Origin of the sequence: Nostoc sp. NMS7 (genome assembly GCF_017115085.1) — a bacterium.
Lineage (GTDB): Bacteria > Cyanobacteriota > Cyanobacteriia > Cyanobacteriales > Nostocaceae > Nostoc.
Genome location: NZ_JABXKJ010000097.1, coordinates 17727 through 36427 on the forward strand (window position 1 = coordinate 17727; position 18701 = coordinate 36427).

An 18701-nucleotide genomic window follows, 5' to 3' on the forward strand; every position below is an offset into this window, starting at 1 on the left:
TTCTTAGTTTTGGGATAACAATGCAAAGCTAGTAACACCCACAAGTGTCACCCCACATTGGCTCTTGTTAGTACAACTGGTGAAGATGAAATTACTCATACTCCACCATCGAGTTAAAAAACAAAAAACAGTCAAATATCTTGATACGAGTTCAGCACTCAAAACAGTGAACTCGTACTGTAATCAGTATTGAGATGCTAATCTAGTAAGTAATGTTAAATTGTGGGATAAATTCTCTGCTAGATTAACTGCTTACAGCTACCTATGCAGCACAAATCTTATCCTTTTTTCTATTTGTAGAAACTTCCATTGCTTTCATTTGGGTCTTATAATCCTCCCAAGTTTTTTCAAATACGTCAGACTCATACATCCGCAATAAAACCTCCTCTTTATCAGTTAAATTTGGGAGTTTTAACAACTCCGCCAAAGACACCTGAACGGGGAAAACATCACTAAACTTTTGCATTAAGTGAAATATTCTCTTCCTCTGTGATGCAGATGGTTCATCCTGCAATTCTGCATCGATTTGTCGCGGACGTAGATTCACAATTTCTAGGCTCATATTCCCTAAATTCCTCAATCCAAATACAACAAACTCATTAGTTATACCAATAACCCGTCCCACAATTTCCAATTCGGGCCGCAGTCTCTTCTTGAATTGATATACTTGGTCAAGCTGGAAGCGTCGAAACGGATTGCGATAACCCGAAGGGTTAAAGCTTTGCTTATCGCCATTCAGCATCCAAGCAATACCATCGCCTATACTACCTATCTCATCTGCTTCCAGAAGGTCTATCACTTGGTAACAGATATCTTGATTGCAAACAAACTTGTACGCTGCATCAATACTCCGGTTAAATTCCATCTCCAGTGCAACAACTGCCTTAAATTTTCCCATTTCTCGTAATTGAGAAATCAACTCAAAAACTTTCTTACCCTTGTGATAACTGCCAACACTTATATTTAGATTCTCCGAAACCTCCTGAATCACAGGTTTACCCTTCTTTAATTGAGAGGTACTCTCATTTATCGAATGATTCAAATTTGAACACTTCGATTCATTCAAACGACGAGCGCTCTCCCTTTGTCTTTCTTTCGCTTGGGGACGAAGTACGCTCTCCCAGTACTGCCCCTGGTGAAATTTCTGGTAATGAGTTTTCCCACCTTCCCGGTGGAGATTAAAGTCAAGCACTAGCTTCAAATCTTCTTCAGGTGAACCAGACTCAACAAATTCCACTTTCACAGAGGAAATTAAGAGCTTGCGAGCTATCTGCAAGCGACACTTACCTGCCAAGACTACATTGACACCAGTACGTGCAGATACCTTCAAAGATTCAATAATCCCTCTTTCAGAGATACTTTTTTCTAAAGCGGGACGTTCCTCATTCTCACCATATATTTCTATCAGCTTCGGATGAATAACCAACTCCGCAGGAGAAATATATACAATTGCCGGATTCTTCACCTCAGACATATTTATACTCCGGGTCACAAATTGTCACTCAAAAGATAGGTTCCATCTTGAAAAACCTAAGCAGAAAGCAGAAAAATCTTAACCAGCAAGACTTATAGCACTTTCATCCCTTGGAAAAAGTGACAATTTGAAAAAATAATTAAATCTTGTAAATGGCAAAGGATTAACTACCAGAAAACCTCTCAAAGAGAATTTTCTCGCGCAGTAACTATTATTCCCAACCCATTGAAAAGAAATACGACTGAAGAGATATTTAACACAATGGCATTGAAAAAAAAAGCATCTATCTAAAGAAAGATTTGTAAAAGTGTGTAAACTCATGATATGATGGCTCTAGATAACTAAATTGACAAAACAAAATTCCGTCCTGTTCTAGTAACAGGTGGGCTTGTTTTTTCCTCAAAGCCCTGTTTGCACCAGGGCCTTGAGTGAATCTTTAGGAAAAATGGACTCTACAAAAAAAGTATATCAGGCTTCATTCCATTTGGCAAAATTGTACAGTAAAGAGGGGTAAATTTTTAGATGCCTCGTCTTCAGATATTAAATTCTATTGAAAAGCAAGCACTAGAGTACATAGCAGCAACCAGCAGCGATGAAGTTAGCAAAAGAGCGAAAATTCTGCTGGGACTAAACGAAGGCAAAAAATATGTAGCCTTAGCCCAAGAGATTGGCGTAACCGAAAACTCAATAGCAAAGTGGAAGAAAAGATGGACATCAAGTACCATCTTGTCAGAAACCCAGGAGTCGGCGATCGCAAAAGCTAACGAGGTATTAGGTGTCAACGTGGGCAGACCTAAGAAGTGCAAAAGTACAGAAACGAGCAAAATCGTCGAAATCAGCAAATGGAGCAAGAACCGAAAACCCAGTCGTTCAAAGCATCATTACCATATGCAGGTAGCTGAGGAAGCCACTCAGAGGGGATTACCGACATTATCGCCAAGAAGTATAGGACGCATCTTGGAAGCCCAACTCCAATAGAAAAAATTATCAAGCAAGAACCATCCTATCCTAAAGGGGTGGTTTTTAGTTGACACCAAAAATAGTTGCACAATTTCAAAACTTGATCTCAAAGCTTTGCACAGACTGGTTTGTGATTTTTTGGATAAGTCTATTGTTCACGACAACTTTTTAAATCCCAGTACCAACCGGGGCTTTTCATCAAACTCTAAGCAAGCATTTCCACAAACTCGACCACTTGAGCAGAAGTGACTTGTTGTGCAATCAGAAAGTCAACGAGTCCATCGAGTTTTTTACGGTTGTAGACGGTAGAATAGCCTTGAATTTGGCGTTCCTTGCAGAACTGTCGCAGCTTCCGCGCACCTAAATCCAAAAGCTTCTTCCTCTCTTCCGTAACATCTATTAACACAAGTTGTTTGGCTTCATCCGCAAACCTAGTTTCAACAAGTGGCGGCGCAGTTTCAATAATCGAAGATTCTGGTTCAGAAAATTCTTTCTCATTAGAAATAGCACCAACTACAGTCAAATCCCTCTGAGTTTCAAAAACTGACGACTCCTCAGAAATCACCGCAGCGTTATTACTAACTTGAAGTGATACTGATTTAGCAGGGACAAAAATCACGTATAAGATTGGGAAGATAATTAAAAACAACTCGATTGGAAACAAAACATCGTTAACAGATTGCACAAAAGGTGATATTGCAAAAGCAGACATAATGTGATTCCTCCATGAATTACTGATGGGCGGCGTTATAGCGGCTTACCACCCAGTAGCGGGGGAAAACCCCCGTACTGAGTGAAAGCTTTTATACGTATCCCATCCACCAGTAGGAGGAAGGAGGGTAAATTGCCTTTAAGCAATTAGACAAACGAAGTTTTCCAAAATTTGCAGTTGTTGAATTTTAGAAATTACCAATCCAAGATACAGAAATTGCAAAAATGTGATTTTTCCAACTTGCACCCGCAGCTTTTAGAAACTTCCTTATTCATCCCAGCACTCCAAATTTTTTACTCTTAAGGTAGTTGACGTAACTAACCAAGTTGTAGTTATATTTGAGTTCTTGGGGAACAAAAGTTGAGTAAGGATGCAGCGCTACACCATCACGGCGAAAGCGGTGACATGGCGCATATATATCAAAAAAGATAGATATCTCATCACCATCAAACTCGATTTTGGCTATGCCCTTAAGTTCCTTCGCAAACTCCGAAACTCGCCTTGATGCTACGTAGTCAAAGACCACTACATTTCGAGTGCGGAAATACTGGATGTAAGAAAGAAGTCTCGCTTCCGTACCAAGCTCAAGTAGTCTATCAGAATGTTTCAGCAAGATACCGGAATAAGAAAAAGAAAACCTACGATTAGCGTATTCATCCCACAAAATAAGGTCGCCGTAAAACTTCCAAAGATTCGCCTGATTGGACGATATTTCTCTATTTAAGCTTTCGACAACAGCATCATCTTCAAATGGAAACAACGCCTTACGTTCATCCCATTGCTTATCTGGACAGCAACCATCTTCAAACCATCCGTATGGATGAATGCCACAAACAATATTATTGGCACCATGCAGTAACTTACACCCAGCACACACTTGCAAATAGCAAGAAGTAAATTCTTCGCTATTAACTGCATTAACATAGCGTCGGTGTATATCTAAATGTTCCTCTAAAGCTTCACAAGGTAAAGACTTATATGAGGAAAAGGTTTGTCCAATTAATTTATCTGGATCAATTTCATCACAGATTACTGCCAAGTCGTCAATGTGGTGAGAACGTAATTCCTCGTAAAGTAGCAATTTCCTATACGGTTCTTCCTCAAATCTACAAACAACCAAGCCCTTTGAATCAGGATGTCCCTCAAAATTAATCACCGTGTAAGTGTAAATAAAAGGTACACCATTAGATTTTTCAAAGCTCTCAGGTTTTGTTAATACAAGCGGTTTTGTGTCAGCTATTTGTGCAGTTTCTCTACTCGAATTAGTTTCCTCCGATTCTTCAACAATACTTAAGAAAGCACCACCCAAGGAAGCAAAAATAATTCCGGTAAAGCCTAATACAATAGCACCAGTGCCAATATAGGCAATTTGTTCAGAGCGTTCTTTCTCAACAATTGGGAATCCGCCCCTAGCTAAGTACAATAAGCCCAAACCAGAAAAAGTTGCTATAGCGCCCAAACCAATAGCAGTCAAAGACACCATTCCAAAAGCAGCATTAATGTTTCTTAAGCAATTAAACGCAAACTTCTTCAACATAATTCATCCCTCCAAAATGCAGGTTACAAGGTTTTTAATTACTCTCGCCCCGGTAAGGATTGGGATTTCTTGAGAACTACACGACTAACCTACCCCTTACTCTATTAACAATTCCAAAACTATTTCATAGATTCGTCCTGGTTAATTTTCAGTATCGGCAGTAGTTTCATCCTCAATGGTGATAGCAAGAGTCGAACTTGCTTGATTGCTTAAAACAATCATCCACCCAGAGTGGAATATCATCAAAAAACGATATCTATAAGCCACATATCTACTGTCCAAGAGTCCAAGTATTAGTTTCGTTTAATTCCAATTCTTCAAAATAGTTAGCGAAACCTGGAAAGTGGAAATATTCTAGCCGCATCCGAGATATTAATATTAAAGAAAAATTTTCTAGTTGAGCTAACTGTTGTAATTGGAACAAGTCGTCGATAAAAGTATTGCTAACAAAGTGCAATCTATCAAAACTATCTATCACCAGCAGCCTATTATAACCATCAGATAATTTGCTTATGATATTTTGCCAATCCTGCTGGTAGTAAAAGCTGAAGCTAATAGGAATAACTTTGAATAGATGAGCCACACTAAAAGGATATTCAAGATTGAGGTAAACAGACTCTAAGTTAATATCCTTGAATAAACAGTTTTTAACAGTAAGAGTCTTACCAATATTTGGCTTGCCCCATAGGTTAATATTCTTGCCTGCATTTACCTGAGCGATTAACTGACGGTAGTCTTTATAACGTAACATTATCGTCATCCTTTAAATCCAATCTATCCATAAATTAAATTGACACTAAATATGTGATTTTTTGATTGTGTCTTTCTAAACTTTTTCTAGAAAATTGGTTAGATAAAATAAAATTATCTAACAGAAAGTCAGGTGATTGTGAAAGTCTCAACAGCACACCATCATCACCACTACTGCGATGATAGTAATGTACAACAGGTGATTGGATAACTGTCAAGTTATCGTTACGGATTGCTTGTCCTGTAACCAGACCATCCATGATAAATTTGGCGGCAGCAGCTACGTTATCGCTATCTCGTCCAAAATTTTTGAGATACCAATGGAACTCAATCCAAACTTTACTATCCAAACAAAAATCACATTCTCTAACAAATTCACCAATTAAGTTTGTCCAATATTTCTTAAGTTCAGCACTAGCTTGCCAACTCGACCGTGCCTGGTTAATAATTTCGTTCATACAAGGGGGTAAAGGCATGGTTAGTTCAAATATCATCTTCCTCGCCCTCTTTCAAGCTATTTAAAAACTCCTCAACAACATTTCTAAATTTCTTATAAGACCTACCATCTTGACGGGATAAATTGAATACCGCTTTGACAATTTCATCAAGTTGATAGTCCTTTTGATGCAAATTCAAAATTGAGTTTCTTGCTTCCTCGTCAAGCTGTACCTTAAAGTTAAAACTGCCCTCAAAATCGGTCTTAGGCTGCTTAGTTTTAGTATGAGTTTTAGTACCAGCAGTGGCTTTAAATTTACTACTGTCATTATTACTACTCTCTCCATACAAATTAGCAACAAATTCATCAAAGTCTAACCCAGACTGCCAAGCTGTGTAGGGGTCGTTTTGATTTTTTGCTTCCAAGAGTAACTGCTGGAAGTATTCAGGGTCTTCATCGTCAGCTACATAAAGCGCCTGGAGTCGCACCACCTCAGTCGTTTTGTACAAGAAATCTCCGTATCCCAGTAAATAAACCGCACGCTTGTCTTTATCGTCCCCAAGGATAATACAACTGTCTTCAGGGCGAGTCGTAACAAAGGCTGTCTTGGCTGGAAAATTTGAGCGAATCAATGGGTCTATCACATTTTTGTCAGGCCGCTGGGTGTATAACAATACGTGAATACCCGCACCACCCGCTTTTGCAAGCAACTTCATCAGCGCAGTCTCAATGCGATCGCAGTAGTTATCATCGGAAAGTAGATCAAAACACTCGTCAATCAGACAAATTACTCGCGGCATGACAAAATTAGGTGCAAACCGCAGGTTGTACTGTGCGATCGTTTCAATACTACTGTGGCGCTCAAATTCCTGGTAACGCAATTCCATTTCTTCAACCAAGTAATCTAGCAAGTTAGCGGTAGACTTTGCATCACGCGCAACTGGGGCAACAAGATGGGGTAGCCCATCAAATTTACCAAAGGTCACGCGTTTTACATCCGAAAGCGCTAATCTAACAATCGAAGGGGGATATCGTCGCACTAAATATAAGATTGCTGCTTTCTCAAACTGCGACTTTCCACCCCGCGTCCGTCCACCACCCAGGATATGGGTTACATTGTCGCTATAAAGCTGAATTTCCACATAGGTGCCATCAACATCAACACCACCGGGGATAGATACGGAATGAATATCAGGTTCGCCGTCAAAAGTAAGATATTCGCGGAAATAGGCAAATTGTCTGTCTAACCGGGGTATGTCAAATACAACTCCCCCAGGCACAACACTTACCATTGGTGCAACTTTCAAGTTTAACTCTTCACCAAGCTGCTGCACTAAGTCATTGCCAATATCTTCTACTTTTTTATAACTTACACCTCGTCCTAATTTTACCTTAATGCGGTTGAATGTTGGACCCGTTTTAGCATCAACATATTTGGCATTAATACTAAATTCTTCGAGAGTATCTACTAATAGTTTACCTGCCTGTCCCATAGTTAAAATCTGTGAAGCAACAATCTCATTTGCACCAGTATTTATATCTAAATATTTAGGCTCTTTTAAAATAATTAAGCCATCTGCTGTCAGCGTTGAATCTAATGGCTTACCTGTGGCACGCGCAACAAGCACTGCCGTTCGGCAGCAATAGTTTTTAATGAATTTATCTCTAGATTTATTAGCTAAATCAGTAAAATAACTAGTTTGTTTATTGCTCAAAAATAAATTATAAAGATTCTCCTGAACTACTTTATAACCAATCTGCTTGAGATAAATATTTTTGATTGCCCCAATATATTCAAATAAACATTCAATGGGTGATAGATTAACTATCTCAATCATCTTATTATATACGTTATTTTGCTCCCACTGTGATGGCATCCGATTGAGATGAATATATTGAAGTGCATAACGTGCAAACTCGTACTGGTTTAAAGTACAGTGTTCTGCACATATTGATAATATTTCTTCATCGTTTGTACCTGCAATTACTGATTCGTATATTACCTGAAATAAAAATTCTAAATTAAATTCTATAACCTGACGTGATAATTTTGCTCTAAAGTCAATCTGCTTTAAAACAGTTTCAGCATAAGAAACCATTACGTCAGGTAAAGCTTCCCGTATATTCTCTGTAATCTCTTCATTGCCCAAACCATCTTTTTTTGCCTGCACAATTGCAGTCAAAAGCTGTTGTTTTTGAACTTCAATATTACCATTAGTGTTATTGTATGGTAATAACATCACTGATTTTTACCTCCTAGAAATTTCAAATTTTTGTAATTGCTGCTGATAGTAAATTCTCAACTGCGCTAAAGATTTTGGGTTTTGATTGTACGAGTTGCAAATAAGACTGGCCCATACCCTACCTACTTTACATATCGCAGTATCAAACCTTCCTGCTTCAATGTCACTTAAGGCATTATTACGACGAATATATTCAATTGCCATCTTGTCCTGAGAAGCTGGACTAAAGTCCTTTAAGTTTAACTTTGGCTGAATATCATACCAACTTTTATCCAACATTTGATAAGCACCAGCCGCAGTTGAACAAACATTTTTGCCATTAATAGGAGCGCACTGTTTCTTTAACGGGTGTGTAGAAAAATTATTAAAAGTTCCGTTAAATACTAATTTGCGATAACTTTCTGGCTCACTATTTCCTGTTTCTGCCCAACGAATTGTCGCTAAAAAAGCACTTAATCGTGGTGAATAAGGATGTGGTAAGGAAGAACTTGTACTAACTCTTCCTCTTAAACTATTTAATGATGCTGAAGAAACCCCAGTACTTTGAGAAATTGAAAAATAAATACCCAAAGTAATTAAGGAAGCAGTTGACAAATGAATGGGTTGAAAACGGAGTATAAATTGACGGCGATGACTCAAAATCGACCCAACCAAACCACCAACAATAAACCCAAATTTCCAACTATCAAGTGCCTTATCAAAACTACGTACCTGACAAACAGTATCCGCACCCTTTGATACCAATCCACATGGCAGTGAAGCTACTCCGTAAGAAAATGCAACAGAGCCGGCTGCACCAACTACACCTGATATAAAAATCGGTACAATTTGCATCTCTCTTGCCAATAGCTAAATAACCTTCAACGGTTAGCTAAATACTTGTGTAAATAAGGGCGGGGGTTCTGCGCTACACCATAAGAGCGAACTTCAAAATGCAAATGCGGCCCCGTTGAAAAGCCCGTACTACCTACTGCCGCAATCATCTGCCCACGCACAACTTGTTGTCCTTGCTGTACATACAGCTGACTGGCATGACCGTACAGAGTAGATAAACTTCCCTGATGCTGAATAATAACTGCTTTGCCATAACCACCCTTGTCGCCTGCAAAAACCACTCGGCCAGCATCAATCGCATAAATTGGCGTACCCTTTGCTGCACCAAAATCAATCCCCGCATGAAACTTGCGATCGCCTGTAATGGGGTGTGTCCGCCAACCAAACTCTGAGGTAATAGGAGTACCAGCCGCAGTTGGAAAGGCAATTCGATCGTTATTTAAAACATGATTACTACCAATAGTTTTAGGTAGTATTAGACTTTGGAGAGATTTAACTAACAACTGAGATTCAACCCACGCAGAAACTTGGGGAATGACCATAGCTGCAATCAAAACTGAGGTTGCGATCGCATATCCCCAATTTGCACTCGAACTAGTATCGACCGTCTCATTCAAACTAGTTACAGTCGAATTACTAACCTCCTTGTCACCGTCAGTTTCAAAGATTATTCGCATTCCCTCAACGCCTTTTTGCATTAGCAGGAGAAACCTGCCAACAACCAATCTTTGCAGTACTCAATACTTCCTCAAAGTCATTCCTAGCCACACGGCAATCAGGAGAATTTAGCCCATCCCCAGATGTTGCAGGTTCGCTAACTTTAGGGGAATACCGTGTAGGAACAGGAGTAGAAGACATATTCAGGCCAGGTGCGGCAGTTGGGACAACAGCCGACGATGAAAACTGAAGCTTTTGTACCAATGCCACAGCATTACGCCAGTTATAAAACTGCAAATATCCCGGTTGCAAAATATCTGCAATCCATACCAGCAGTACGAACCAAAAAATTGCCTTTACCCACATTATTCCAACTGCTTAACCACAGGCAGGGCAAAAGAGGGAACTTCCTTGGGTACAACTTCAATCTTCTTTCCAGACGCATACCCCGGCCCGGTATAACTGCCATTAAGGAAAAAATTCAACAGCATTATTAACAACCACACTCCCACACCAGCCACACCCACAGGAGATTTAATTACATCCGATAAAAAATATACTGGATACCAGCCAAATCTCCAGGGGTTTTGTGGGTGCAGCCGATGTGCTTTCCAAATCTCAATGTAAGGAATTTCTATTTGAGGAACCCTCGGCTTGTAAGCAGTCGGTGCATTAATATATCTAACTTCTACTGGCTGAGTATCATAAGTAGTCATAGGAGAAACGTTAGGTTGCTGATTTACTATTCCTCCCTGCTGTACCTGCTGCAACATATTTTGCAAGCGGTTTGCAGGCACAATTGCTCCACCTTCAGAATAATCAACATCAAAGTTGCGGCGCTGATTTCTGCTCATAATATGACCTCAAATTAAGTAACTAGCTGGCGGGTTTATCATTTACCTGGGAGTTAGTATCTTCCCAGAAATCTTCATCCTGAAGTTGGGCGTAAAACTCCTCTGGAGATAACATTCCAGATTGATTTTGCACTCCATCTTCAACAAATTGGCTACTATGTACTCGCCCTAATCCAGAAACACTAGAACGAGGAGAAAATTGGACTACATTCTTGGCAGAAAACTCGCTATTTAATCTCATCCCAGGAGTAGGTGACACTGGGGGCATTAAAGAAGGCTGAATATCAGTATCAGAAACACCAACATGAAGTTGTCGATTGCCAGGATTAGCCAAGTTATCAGACAGTTCATCTCTTTCTTCAATTGCATTGTTATAGTCAGAAATTCCCCAGCCCAAAAAATAAGCAAATCCAGCCAGAAATATAACTGCACTCATCCAATGCACTCCTGAATTGGGAGATGGCATCATCTCGACGGTCGTGCGAGTTGAACCTTCAAGGGTAGTACGAATAGGGGTACGTTTGACTGCCGCTACAACATTGAGCGAACACAAAGCTATGCAAATTATCGCAGCAGCAAACTTGGCATACATAACATCACCCCCCTGATTTATTAACAGGCTGTTTATTAGGAACTGGCTGAGGTAATTGCTTCTTCATTTGTTGGATATACATCCGCCTTTCCTCCTCCCGTTGGTGTATTCTCTCGCGGATGTCTGCCACCTGTGCCATCTGCTCTACTGGGTCTAAATACCCCCGCGCTCGTAACAGCTGTGCCTGTGCAAGAGAATATGGTTCTTGAGCATTCTTAATCTGAATTAGCATTTGATTCAGATCAACCGATGGTTGAGATTCCAAGTTTTGAGCGTAATCAATCGCCTCTAATTTACCCAAAATCAAAACAGCAGCCGCTCCAGTTGGTATCTTCTCCTCAACTTTCGTACCATCGGTTTTGCGGTATCCCCAGTAAAAAGTATTATTTCCAGAAGCCGCTTCTAGTAAAACATCCAGCGAGTTGAACTTAACTATCTCCAGTGCCGGCATATAGTGAAGGCGGTAAAACCCAGATTTATCATTAGCCTGCATTCTGGATATTTCACTCCGCAATTGCTGTCCCCACAATGCCGCCGCCAACTGTCGCCAGCCTGTAAGAGTAGGCGCACCCTCGACTGAGGAGTAACTGGAAAGATGGTCTATATTGTAGTCAGTACGAGAAAGCTTTTCTAAGTACACTTCCCGAATTTGGGAAACTTGCGCCTTTACCTGTTGTACCTCCGATATTTGATTACCTGGAACCTGTTGCTTCCATCCAACCATCAATGCAACCGCCCCTATAACAGACAGCGCACTAACAGTTGAACAAACCGTCCACAGGGTAACATTTACCTTTTTCTTTCTGCGACTTGGTTGTTTATTTCGTACAGGTGTAGGAGTAAACATAATTTACCCCTCATGTATTATCAACAACCAACTGCAACTGAGGGCGCTTGTTTAACTCGCGCGCGATCGCAATTCCCGCACCACCCACAACTATCCCAGTAAGTAGCAACAGAGGATGCAAGGCAAGGGTCGCCCCCACTCCCAATAATTGTCCTACCATCCCGGAAACACCCAGGTTCATCAACAAACCACCTGCCGTGTTAACCAAAAAGTCAAATGCTGCACTCATACCTGCTCCCTGGCAATAATGCGACTAAAATGAGTAATTCCCTTGATGAGAGAAAAGTTGATTAGGTTTTTTGTTCGTCCGTGGTAAACCAGATTATTACTAGTGCCAAAATTAAACCAACTAATTCACCTATACCCACACCAATCAAAATTGGCTGAATACTCGGAATTTCCTGTCTCTCTTGAGTTGGGGGGACTGCTACCCACATCCCAATCACAGTCCCAGCTACTATCGAAAGCAAATTTATACCAACTGCCTGGGTAGATGTCTTTCTCAAGTTGAGTAAACTATCATCCCGTATTCGATAGCAGATAGGTAGCATCTGGCTAACTATTTCTTCGGAGATTGCCCGGTTTTCGGCTGCGAGGACTTCAACTGTCTCGGCTGCGGTGTCGATGTACCGACTAACAGTGGATGAGTCTCTTCCCCCCAGTTCACTTTGCCGAAAAAATCGTTATTAATGCGCGAGTTAATTCGCTCTTGCGCTTCATCGTAACCAGGCGGAACGGAAGTATCACCTTCAGCAGGCGAACTGCTGCCATGAAAAACAAATTCTTCTAGAGCAAGTGTCGAAGATTCAAGCACCACTTTATGGCGTAATTCCCCTAACTGAATACCCCTATCTGCATCTCGGTAAAGTATTCCTACAAAGCTGTCGGGTGAAGCTTGTTCTGGGTCTATTCCAAACCGCTGTTTGATATACTCACGCTTGTCGAACTTATGTTCGCCTACTTCTGATTTGCGATCGCGCATTGCAATCAAATGCTGGGCAGCTTCTTCAAGGGACATACCTTCACCAGAGGCTATCTCTTTAAGTTTAACTAGCTGCTGCTCAACAGTTTCGTCAAGTGTATCATTTGGCTGCAAAGCTAAATCTAACAACCGACAGCATGTACGTACTACATCAGGCGACACCTGCAAAGTCTCTGCCACTTTGTTGATATGCTTCATTTCGCTCAATTCTCCTAATTACTGCCTGCACAATTGGGTTATTTTTTTCTTCATCAGATATATGCTTAGTCAAAAAGTCATAAAGGCTTACATCATTGACTTTTTGCAAATAAGCATCTAAGCCACCAGCAGGAATCACCTGTTGTAAATATTCTTCACAAGTTAACCGCCGAATCTTGATAGCAACGTAAAAAATGTCGGCAATTTCGACTGTTGTTGCATCAAAATATCCTCCCCGCTTTCGGGGTTTGACTATACCGGCATAGGGATACCACCGTTGTAAAGCAGCAATGGAAATCCCGTATCTTTCGGCAAGGGTTTTCTGGGTATAGATAACGTTCTCACATATCATCAAACTCTATTCCAACTGAAAGACAACATCAATTGAAAGCAAATTAAACTAGCACCTTACCAAACTGCTTGTAAATTAAAAAGTAATTTACAATTTATGTCACTTTAGTACAGGTATAGCTCAACTCAGATACAACTAAACTTCAGTTCCTCTCCTACTAAACTGCACACTTGCCAAGTTACATACTGCCTGTTGAGAATGCAAGCACGTTTGTATATATGAGTAAAAAAAATAGAACAATACCTCTTTTGGTAAGAAACTGCTCTAACAGAAATATATAACGCGATGTGCAACTTAAGAGTCTGTGACAAGTTAATCGGACTTTTACCCATTTATCTTGCCGTATCATGTTATGAAAATATTTGCCTTCACAATCTGATGACTGCAAAGCTTATTCTTGTTGAGAAATAGCCTGCTGCTGTTTCTTTACCGCACGCGCTATCAAAGGAGCTTTTTTTTCTAATCCTTGTAGAGTCAAATCCCCATCCAAATAAAGTTGATACCATTGTTGACGCTGGCGCAGGACTCTTTCATCATCCCGTAATCGCAACCGTTCCAAAGTAAATTCTGCCTTTTGACGTTGTTGCGGAGGAACTTTATCTGTTAATACTAATTGTAGGGAAGGAAGCAAAATTTCAAACCAATCTTCTCCCAAATCAAAAGGGTCAAGTACTTGGTCATCAAGCGTACCTTTACTACTATTTATCCAAGCAGAAGCAAAGCGTAAATTTCTCCATTCGTAAGCTAAATTGCGATAATTTTCCCGGCTGAGATAATGCTCTACTGTACCAACTGGTTCATACATAACGCTATAGCCACAAAGATTATTAAATCCATCAGCTAAATCACTTTTGAAAGGCGACCAATAATCTCTGGTTCCTTTTTTAGGGGTTGGATTTTTTGCCAACCAAGCATTTCCTGGTTGTCGCACTTTTTTATCAAAATCAGGTGGTTCTGGAGGAGGATTAAATGGCATCATCTGTGTTATACCCCTGATAACCCAGAATTTCTTTTCTCCGTTGTAACTATCCAACGGGGCCAAAATGGATCATGTCCTGGTAAAACTCTTTGAAGTTCCTGATGAATTTTTGTTGGTATTTTCAGATTTTCTGGAAACGCATTCATATCATCATCACGCATCCAAGCCTCTGCTGCTTCAATTGCGATTTCTGCTTCTTTGGAACGGGCTTGTTTGAGTCCAAAAATGTCTGAGGTTAACCATCCAACTATGTCCCCTTGTTTTGACCAAGGTACTTCGTCAAGGCTAACCTCTCTATCTTGTAATTTAAATAAAAATAGTTTATCTTCTTGCTCATGAAAATTTGGCTCTAAGGAAGCAAGAATAAGTGGAGAATGAGTAGTTACTAAAGCCTGTATCTTCATCCTGGGTTGTAATTCTGTCACCACAGATAAAATAGCTGGTAAAATCACCCTCTGCCAGCGAGGATGCAAATGAGATTCAATTTCATCAATTAGTAAAACTATCTGATTTACTGGCTTTTGTTGTCGCAGTTCTGAAGCTTTTTTATGTTCGTACCAAGTCCACACTAGTAAATAAGCCAGTCCCAAAATACGCTTCATTCCGGCTGATGTTTGAGTAACAGGAACATTCCCATAAGGCAGATCAACTGTAGGAATATCGCGCACGTCTTCAATAGAAACTCGCGTTGGTTCTCCCACTTGTATCCATTCGGAAGGGTGAGGTGCAAGTTTTTTAATGACATTAGAAAAGAGTTCAAATGGATATTTATTGGGTTGATTCTGCCATGTAACCCAATCTTGAATTAGACCATTACAAATAACTTTATCTTTTGACTTTAATCCATTCCAAAGTGTATTTGGATTAAAGTCAAAAGGAATATCGCGTTGGCGAGCTGGGTCAAAAACAGAAAAACTACCATCAACCCGCACATAAATAACTACCTCTTTTAATAAAGGAGGCATTTGTAAATTACGCCATTGCTGTTCAGAAAAATCAAAGTAGCTCTGATACTCTCTTATATTTTTTTTATTGCTAACTACGGCTGTAATTTGTGGATTTTCACCTTTGACTCGCTGTGGGTACGCTGGTTGCTCTGCCCAATTTGTAGTCATCACCCACCATGCAATATCGAGTAAAAAACTTTTACCTAAACCATTATCACCCGTAAATATATTGAGCCTATCGGCAAATGCGACATCAAAATGGGCAGCAGGACCAACTTGTTGGAGGTGAAGTTCTTTTAACATTTGGCACTCATACACAAATTTATATTGATCAACTTACTTCTTATAAATTAAAATTGGATAGCTCAATAGTAGTTAATCATTTTTAATGAATCCCTACAATATCCTTAATCAGACTGAACTTCAGTGTGTTAGTGATGGCATAACCCGACCCCTACTAGAAAATTGCGAGACTGCCTCACATATCCTGATTTTAGTCTGGCCACAACTTGGGGATTTTGATAGTCTTGAATATGCATGGTGGTTACAGCGCAAAGCTAAAAAATTGACTCCTGAAAAACTCACTATTCGTGCAGTGGGAATTGGCTCACGCACCTCTGGAACAAGATTCTGTCAATATACAGGATTTCCACCCGAAAATTTATTTGTTGAACCCAATGCAGAACTACATCACCAACTCAATCTTTATTCAGGTCTGAATCTGACTCTCCCTGGACTTTCTCTTTCTCATCAAGCTTGGCTAAATCTAATGTTAATGTGTGCAGGGTTTGGAAGTCCAGGAACACTAAGAGAAGTTTTTCGGGGATACAGAGGAGATCGTCAAGCCCCTCAACTAATTCTTGATGATGAAATTATTCAAGGTACTCCTCTACCTGCTTTTAAAGGCTCATTTTTCCGATTAGCTGGCCCAAATGGTTTTCAACGTCCTTTTGAATTAGCAACTCTCCGGCTACGTAACATGGTGGAAGTTCTAAGCAATTGGCACACTTATGTACCAAATTCTGCCTACTTAACTCAGCGTGGTGGAACTTTTTTGTTTGATAGCAAAGGCCAGTTACTTTACTCTCATCGAGATCCAGGAATTCTGGGCTTTGCTGCTAATATGAGTCAGCCTCTATCATTTTTATCCTTTATCGAAGCAAATAGCTAAAGTTCTTGCAGGTGGTGGCGTTCGCCATTACGAATGTGAACAAGAGTTACTTAAAGACGGTAGCAGACAACGAGATATTTGGGGTGTGGATTGGTCTCCTTTCACTCAAGAAATCGTGTTTGAGTCAATCATCAACATTCGCCCAAGCCAGAATAACCGTAGTATGATAATACAGTCTAACCAAATTCGAGAACAAGTTAGCCAAATTACCAAGCAATTGCTAGGAGGATTGTAATGCCTAACTGGAGTGCAATTGAAGCGAGTTTTTTACGTCAACCCTACGCGCAACAATTAGGAGAATTGGCAGCAAGTTTGGCACGCCTTAACTCTTGGTCACAAAAGAGTGCAATTCGTGAATTAGTTCCAATATTGTTGTCAGAAAGTTTGTTGTACGTGTCTTTAATACAACAGAAAAGTGAAATAAATAATGTTGAATTAAATCAACTCCAAGACTTATTACAAAACTGGATTAATGTTTGGGGCAAATCAATGGAAATTACAGATATTGCATCTGTTGCGTCTACTTGGTCACAGCGAGTATTGGAGATGTCGGGTTTGCTAGCTTCTTAAATCGTTGAGTGCATAGTCTTAAGTAATGCGCTTGACCACTGCGATCAGCTACGCTGGGCGGTTACGCCATCGCTCCTCGGTAAATACTGCTGTATCAAGAGTCGGCAGTTGCCTCATCATCAGTGGTAGAGTATTTAGAGATATAGCAATAAAATAATTATTTTTACCTGGTAATTAATTAGATTTTGCTACGGGATTATGAGAATACTACACAGCAATTTGCTCCCAGCTATAATTCTCCTCAAGAATATCTATTTCATCTTGAGATAGTATTTTAGGTTGCATTTGGTGGAGATAATGCAGCAGAATTTTGACATCCTCATTATTAAGCTTATAATACTCAGTTAAACTGCCGATGGGATAATTAAAGCCCTGATAGCGGTGTTTGAAATACAGTTCAATATTCCCTCTATGCTCCCAAGTTCCTAATACTCTAATAGCAACACTCGAATAATGAGCAAGTAAATCAATTTTTACTTCTGCTACTCGCTTGACAACGGGTCTTTGGGTTACTCCTATCTTGTACAAAATGCCAATATTCGTTTCAATCTCTAAAAAATATAGGCTAGAGGATAGAATACGTTGAAGTTGAGCGCGATACAGCTTCAAATCAGTAAATCGATATGCTAAATCTGGAGCATTTTTGTATTCGGCGTGTTTAAAAGCTAGCTCCAGTTTCAGCAGTTTTTTAAGTAATAGTGGCTCCTGTACATCATTGAACCGCGCAAACTCTAGCGATCCAACAGGAATTTTACCCAAATCACTAAATTCATATTCTGTTGGGGTTAAGTATAGGTTTTTTCTTAACACTCCTGCTTTGAGTAAACCAGAAGTAATTAAGTAGGAACTAATAGGGTAATTTTTGGCTCCGTACTCCTGCCAAAGCAGCTTTAACTGTGCCAAATCCTTGCCAGATAATTGAACGTTGAAATTGTCATAGAGTGGCAGAGTAGGGAATTCTCGGTTAGCTATGGGGCGGCAGGTTTCTTCATTATGAGCAAAATGATGCTCTTTCACCTTGCCTTTTTTAGCAGTTAGACTACTATTACAGTAAGGACACTTAAGTGAAGTCTTACCCCTGTTGATATCTTCAATACATATCAAGATACCTTCTTCATTTACACCATATTTTAGCCACATTGCCACACCATTACTGAATAGTTAAAGTTGCTCTTACTAGTGTGCTTTAACTTTTCCAATATGTCTCTATCTTCTGGAGTAATATAATGTTGATTTGAATAATTAATGCACTAACTAAAAACCCCTCCAAGGTTGGAGAGGTAAAGTAGCTTTTCAAAGGCTGTACTGAAACTATGCTTTATTCAAAGTTGCCAATACCCATCATGTAATAAGCAATAACAGCAGTATCAAAGGGTTGCAGGTAATTGATATTTATGGGATTACTGGGTAAAGTAATTGATGTTTCACTCTTGTTAGAAGTAGCTGTTTGATTGTTAGCGATTCTAGGCAGTAAAATAGAACCAACAAGATTTGCCAAATTGAGCGGTTTAGCGAGTTTCATAGGTTATTCTGTGTTGGTTATTGAATATATATATTTAACTGAAATAATCTAACAACTTATGCATCACAGTTAATCATTTGTAGG

At 39.8% G+C, this 18701-nt stretch carries 24 protein-coding genes; 4 read left to right on the forward strand and 20 right to left on the reverse strand.

What is annotated here, in order from left to right; all coding sequences use genetic code 11:
* Positions 1 to 262: 262 nt before the first annotated feature.
* The gene (locus HWQ38_RS10210) at positions 263 to 1474 is read right to left on the reverse strand and encodes a hypothetical protein (protein WP_366933265.1); all 1212 of its coding nucleotides are present in this window, start codon (positions 1472 to 1474) and stop codon (positions 263 to 265) included.
* 522 nt (positions 1475 to 1996) lie between these two features.
* Between HWQ38_RS10210 and HWQ38_RS10215 the strand changes: the two genes are divergently transcribed.
* Positions 1997 to 2452 carry a helix-turn-helix domain-containing protein gene (locus HWQ38_RS10215; protein WP_292792863.1) on the forward strand — a complete coding sequence of 152 codons (456 nt, stop codon included), beginning with the start codon at positions 1997 to 1999 and terminating at the stop codon, positions 2450 to 2452.
* A 187-nt stretch (positions 2453 to 2639) separates the two neighbouring features.
* Here HWQ38_RS10215 and HWQ38_RS10220 read toward each other — a convergent pair whose 3' ends face one another.
* From HWQ38_RS10220 to HWQ38_RS10300, 17 genes are all read right to left on the reverse strand, one after another.
* The gene (locus tag HWQ38_RS10220; protein WP_292792865.1) at positions 2640 to 3146 is read right to left on the reverse strand and encodes a hypothetical protein; all 507 of its coding nucleotides are present in this window, start codon (positions 3144 to 3146) and stop codon (positions 2640 to 2642) included.
* A gap of 271 nt (positions 3147 to 3417) precedes the next feature.
* Positions 3418 to 4683 carry a hypothetical protein gene (locus HWQ38_RS10225; RefSeq protein ID WP_292792867.1) on the reverse strand — a complete coding sequence of 422 codons (1266 nt, stop codon included), beginning with the start codon at positions 4681 to 4683 and terminating at the stop codon, positions 3418 to 3420.
* Between the two features lie 271 nt (positions 4684 to 4954).
* A complete protein-coding gene (locus HWQ38_RS10230) occupies positions 4955 to 5443 on the reverse strand; it encodes an ATP-binding protein (protein WP_292792869.1) in 489 nt (162 codons plus the stop codon).
* A 25-nt stretch (positions 5444 to 5468) separates the two neighbouring features.
* Entirely contained in the window at positions 5469 to 5927 is a 459-nt protein-coding gene (locus tag HWQ38_RS10235; RefSeq protein WP_292792871.1) for a hypothetical protein, read from the reverse strand.
* On the reverse strand, positions 5917 to 8109 hold the full coding sequence (locus HWQ38_RS10240) for a DNA translocase FtsK (RefSeq protein WP_292792991.1): 2193 nt from the start codon (positions 8107 to 8109) through the stop codon (positions 5917 to 5919). The genes HWQ38_RS10235 and HWQ38_RS10240 overlap by 11 nt, the downstream gene beginning before the upstream one ends.
* 9 nt (positions 8110 to 8118) lie before the next feature.
* Positions 8119 to 8946 (reverse strand): lysozyme, encoded by an 828-nt coding sequence (locus tag HWQ38_RS10245; protein WP_292792873.1) that lies wholly within the window; start codon positions 8944 to 8946, stop codon positions 8119 to 8121.
* Between the two features lie 26 nt (positions 8947 to 8972).
* Positions 8973 to 9623 carry a M23 family metallopeptidase gene (locus HWQ38_RS10250; protein WP_292792875.1) on the reverse strand — a complete coding sequence of 217 codons (651 nt, stop codon included), beginning with the start codon at positions 9621 to 9623 and terminating at the stop codon, positions 8973 to 8975.
* Between the two features lie 4 nt (positions 9624 to 9627).
* Positions 9628 to 9969, reverse strand: coding sequence for a hypothetical protein (locus HWQ38_RS10255; RefSeq protein ID WP_292792877.1), 342 nt, complete (start codon positions 9967 to 9969; stop codon positions 9628 to 9630).
* Entirely contained in the window at positions 9969 to 10457 is a 489-nt protein-coding gene (locus HWQ38_RS10260; protein ID WP_292792879.1) for a hypothetical protein, read from the reverse strand. The genes HWQ38_RS10255 and HWQ38_RS10260 overlap by 1 nt, the downstream gene beginning before the upstream one ends.
* 22 nt (positions 10458 to 10479) lie before the next feature.
* The gene (locus HWQ38_RS10265) at positions 10480 to 11049 is read right to left on the reverse strand and encodes a hypothetical protein (protein ID WP_292792881.1); all 570 of its coding nucleotides are present in this window, start codon (positions 11047 to 11049) and stop codon (positions 10480 to 10482) included.
* Positions 11050 to 11053: 4 nt separating this feature from the next.
* Positions 11054 to 11896, reverse strand: a complete 843-nt coding sequence (locus HWQ38_RS10270) for a phage terminase large subunit family protein (RefSeq protein WP_292792883.1) — start codon at positions 11894 to 11896, stop codon at positions 11054 to 11056.
* Between the two features lie 10 nt (positions 11897 to 11906).
* On the reverse strand, positions 11907 to 12125 hold the full coding sequence (locus tag HWQ38_RS10275; protein WP_011316696.1) for a hypothetical protein: 219 nt from the start codon (positions 12123 to 12125) through the stop codon (positions 11907 to 11909).
* 61 nt (positions 12126 to 12186) lie between these two features.
* Positions 12187 to 12447, reverse strand: a complete 261-nt coding sequence (locus HWQ38_RS10280; protein ID WP_292792895.1) for a hypothetical protein — start codon at positions 12445 to 12447, stop codon at positions 12187 to 12189.
* 8 nt (positions 12448 to 12455) lie between these two features.
* Complete coding sequence (locus HWQ38_RS10285; RefSeq protein ID WP_292792993.1) at positions 12456 to 13007, reverse strand: hypothetical protein; 552 nt, start codon at positions 13005 to 13007, stop codon at positions 12456 to 12458.
* Between the two features lie 22 nt (positions 13008 to 13029).
* Positions 13030 to 13428: a hypothetical protein gene (locus HWQ38_RS10290; protein ID WP_104899257.1), complete on the reverse strand. Its 399-nt coding sequence runs from the start codon at positions 13426 to 13428 to the stop codon at positions 13030 to 13032.
* A 391-nt stretch (positions 13429 to 13819) separates the two neighbouring features.
* Entirely contained in the window at positions 13820 to 14407 is a 588-nt protein-coding gene (locus HWQ38_RS10295; protein WP_292792898.1) for a hypothetical protein, read from the reverse strand.
* 5 nt (positions 14408 to 14412) lie between these two features.
* Positions 14413 to 15657, reverse strand: a complete 1245-nt coding sequence (locus tag HWQ38_RS10300; protein ID WP_292792900.1) for an AAA family ATPase — start codon at positions 15655 to 15657, stop codon at positions 14413 to 14415.
* 85 nt (positions 15658 to 15742) lie between these two features.
* Here HWQ38_RS10300 and HWQ38_RS10305 point away from each other — a divergent pair, with 85 nt between their 5' ends.
* From HWQ38_RS10305 to HWQ38_RS10315, 3 genes are read left to right on the forward strand one after another with little or no spacing between them, the layout of a single operon-like run.
* Positions 15743 to 16525 carry a peroxiredoxin-like family protein gene (locus tag HWQ38_RS10305; protein ID WP_292792902.1) on the forward strand — a complete coding sequence of 261 codons (783 nt, stop codon included), beginning with the start codon at positions 15743 to 15745 and terminating at the stop codon, positions 16523 to 16525.
* Complete coding sequence (locus HWQ38_RS10310; RefSeq protein ID WP_292792994.1) at positions 16518 to 16760, forward strand: DUF5674 family protein; 243 nt, start codon at positions 16518 to 16520, stop codon at positions 16758 to 16760. The genes HWQ38_RS10305 and HWQ38_RS10310 overlap by 8 nt, the downstream gene beginning before the upstream one ends.
* Positions 16760 to 17095 (forward strand): hypothetical protein, encoded by a 336-nt coding sequence (locus HWQ38_RS10315; protein WP_292792904.1) that lies wholly within the window; start codon positions 16760 to 16762, stop codon positions 17093 to 17095. Before HWQ38_RS10310 ends, HWQ38_RS10315 begins: the two co-directional genes overlap by 1 nt.
* A gap of 207 nt (positions 17096 to 17302) precedes the next feature.
* Here the strand turns inward: HWQ38_RS10315 and HWQ38_RS10320 are convergent, their stop codons facing one another.
* Together HWQ38_RS10320 and HWQ38_RS10325 are read right to left on the reverse strand one after the other, a co-directional pair.
* Positions 17303 to 18235 (reverse strand): GIY-YIG nuclease family protein, encoded by a 933-nt coding sequence (locus HWQ38_RS10320; RefSeq protein ID WP_292792996.1) that lies wholly within the window; start codon positions 18233 to 18235, stop codon positions 17303 to 17305.
* Between the two features lie 178 nt (positions 18236 to 18413).
* Positions 18414 to 18617 (reverse strand): hypothetical protein, encoded by a 204-nt coding sequence (locus HWQ38_RS10325; RefSeq protein WP_292792906.1) that lies wholly within the window; start codon positions 18615 to 18617, stop codon positions 18414 to 18416.
* Positions 18618 to 18701: the final 84 nt, after the last annotated feature.

Excerpts from the sequence above, each read along its gene's own strand:
- HWQ38_RS10210 (WP_366933265.1), bottom strand. The coding sequence starts at position 1,474 with ATGTCTGAGGTGAAGAATCCGGCAATTGTATATATTTCTCCTGCGGAG.
- HWQ38_RS10215 (WP_292792863.1), top strand. The coding sequence starts at position 1,997 with ATGCCTCGTCTTCAGATATTAAATTCTATTGAAAAGCAAGCACTAGAG.
- HWQ38_RS10220 (WP_292792865.1), bottom strand. The coding sequence starts at position 3,146 with ATGTCTGCTTTTGCAATATCACCTTTTGTGCAATCTGTTAACGATGTT.
- HWQ38_RS10225 (WP_292792867.1), bottom strand. The coding sequence starts at position 4,683 with ATGTTGAAGAAGTTTGCGTTTAATTGCTTAAGAAACATTAATGCTGCT.
- HWQ38_RS10230 (WP_292792869.1), bottom strand. The coding sequence starts at position 5,443 with ATGACGATAATGTTACGTTATAAAGACTACCGTCAGTTAATCGCTCAG.
- HWQ38_RS10235 (WP_292792871.1), bottom strand. The coding sequence starts at position 5,927 with ATGATATTTGAACTAACCATGCCTTTACCCCCTTGTATGAACGAAATT.
- HWQ38_RS10240 (WP_292792991.1), bottom strand. The coding sequence starts at position 8,109 with ATGTTATTACCATACAATAACACTAATGGTAATATTGAAGTTCAAAAA.
- HWQ38_RS10245 (WP_292792873.1), bottom strand. The coding sequence starts at position 8,946 with ATGCAAATTGTACCGATTTTTATATCAGGTGTAGTTGGTGCAGCCGGC.
- HWQ38_RS10250 (WP_292792875.1), bottom strand. The coding sequence starts at position 9,623 with ATGCGAATAATCTTTGAAACTGACGGTGACAAGGAGGTTAGTAATTCG.
- HWQ38_RS10255 (WP_292792877.1), bottom strand. The coding sequence starts at position 9,969 with ATGTGGGTAAAGGCAATTTTTTGGTTCGTACTGCTGGTATGGATTGCA.
- HWQ38_RS10260 (WP_292792879.1), bottom strand. The coding sequence starts at position 10,457 with ATGAGCAGAAATCAGCGCCGCAACTTTGATGTTGATTATTCTGAAGGT.
- HWQ38_RS10265 (WP_292792881.1), bottom strand. The coding sequence starts at position 11,049 with ATGTATGCCAAGTTTGCTGCTGCGATAATTTGCATAGCTTTGTGTTCG.
- HWQ38_RS10270 (WP_292792883.1), bottom strand. The coding sequence starts at position 11,896 with ATGTTTACTCCTACACCTGTACGAAATAAACAACCAAGTCGCAGAAAG.
- HWQ38_RS10275 (WP_011316696.1), bottom strand. The coding sequence starts at position 12,125 with ATGAGTGCAGCATTTGACTTTTTGGTTAACACGGCAGGTGGTTTGTTG.
- HWQ38_RS10280 (WP_292792895.1), bottom strand. The coding sequence starts at position 12,447 with ATGCTACCTATCTGCTATCGAATACGGGATGATAGTTTACTCAACTTG.
- HWQ38_RS10290 (WP_104899257.1), bottom strand. The coding sequence starts at position 13,428 with ATGATATGTGAGAACGTTATCTATACCCAGAAAACCCTTGCCGAAAGA.
- HWQ38_RS10295 (WP_292792898.1), bottom strand. The coding sequence starts at position 14,407 with ATGATGCCATTTAATCCTCCTCCAGAACCACCTGATTTTGATAAAAAA.
- HWQ38_RS10300 (WP_292792900.1), bottom strand. The coding sequence starts at position 15,657 with ATGTTAAAAGAACTTCACCTCCAACAAGTTGGTCCTGCTGCCCATTTT.
- HWQ38_RS10305 (WP_292792902.1), top strand. The coding sequence starts at position 15,743 with ATGAATCCCTACAATATCCTTAATCAGACTGAACTTCAGTGTGTTAGT.
- HWQ38_RS10315 (WP_292792904.1), top strand. The coding sequence starts at position 16,760 with ATGCCTAACTGGAGTGCAATTGAAGCGAGTTTTTTACGTCAACCCTAC.
- HWQ38_RS10320 (WP_292792996.1), bottom strand. The coding sequence starts at position 18,235 with ATGTGGCTAAAATATGGTGTAAATGAAGAAGGTATCTTGATATGTATT.
- HWQ38_RS10325 (WP_292792906.1), bottom strand. The coding sequence starts at position 18,617 with ATGAAACTCGCTAAACCGCTCAATTTGGCAAATCTTGTTGGTTCTATT.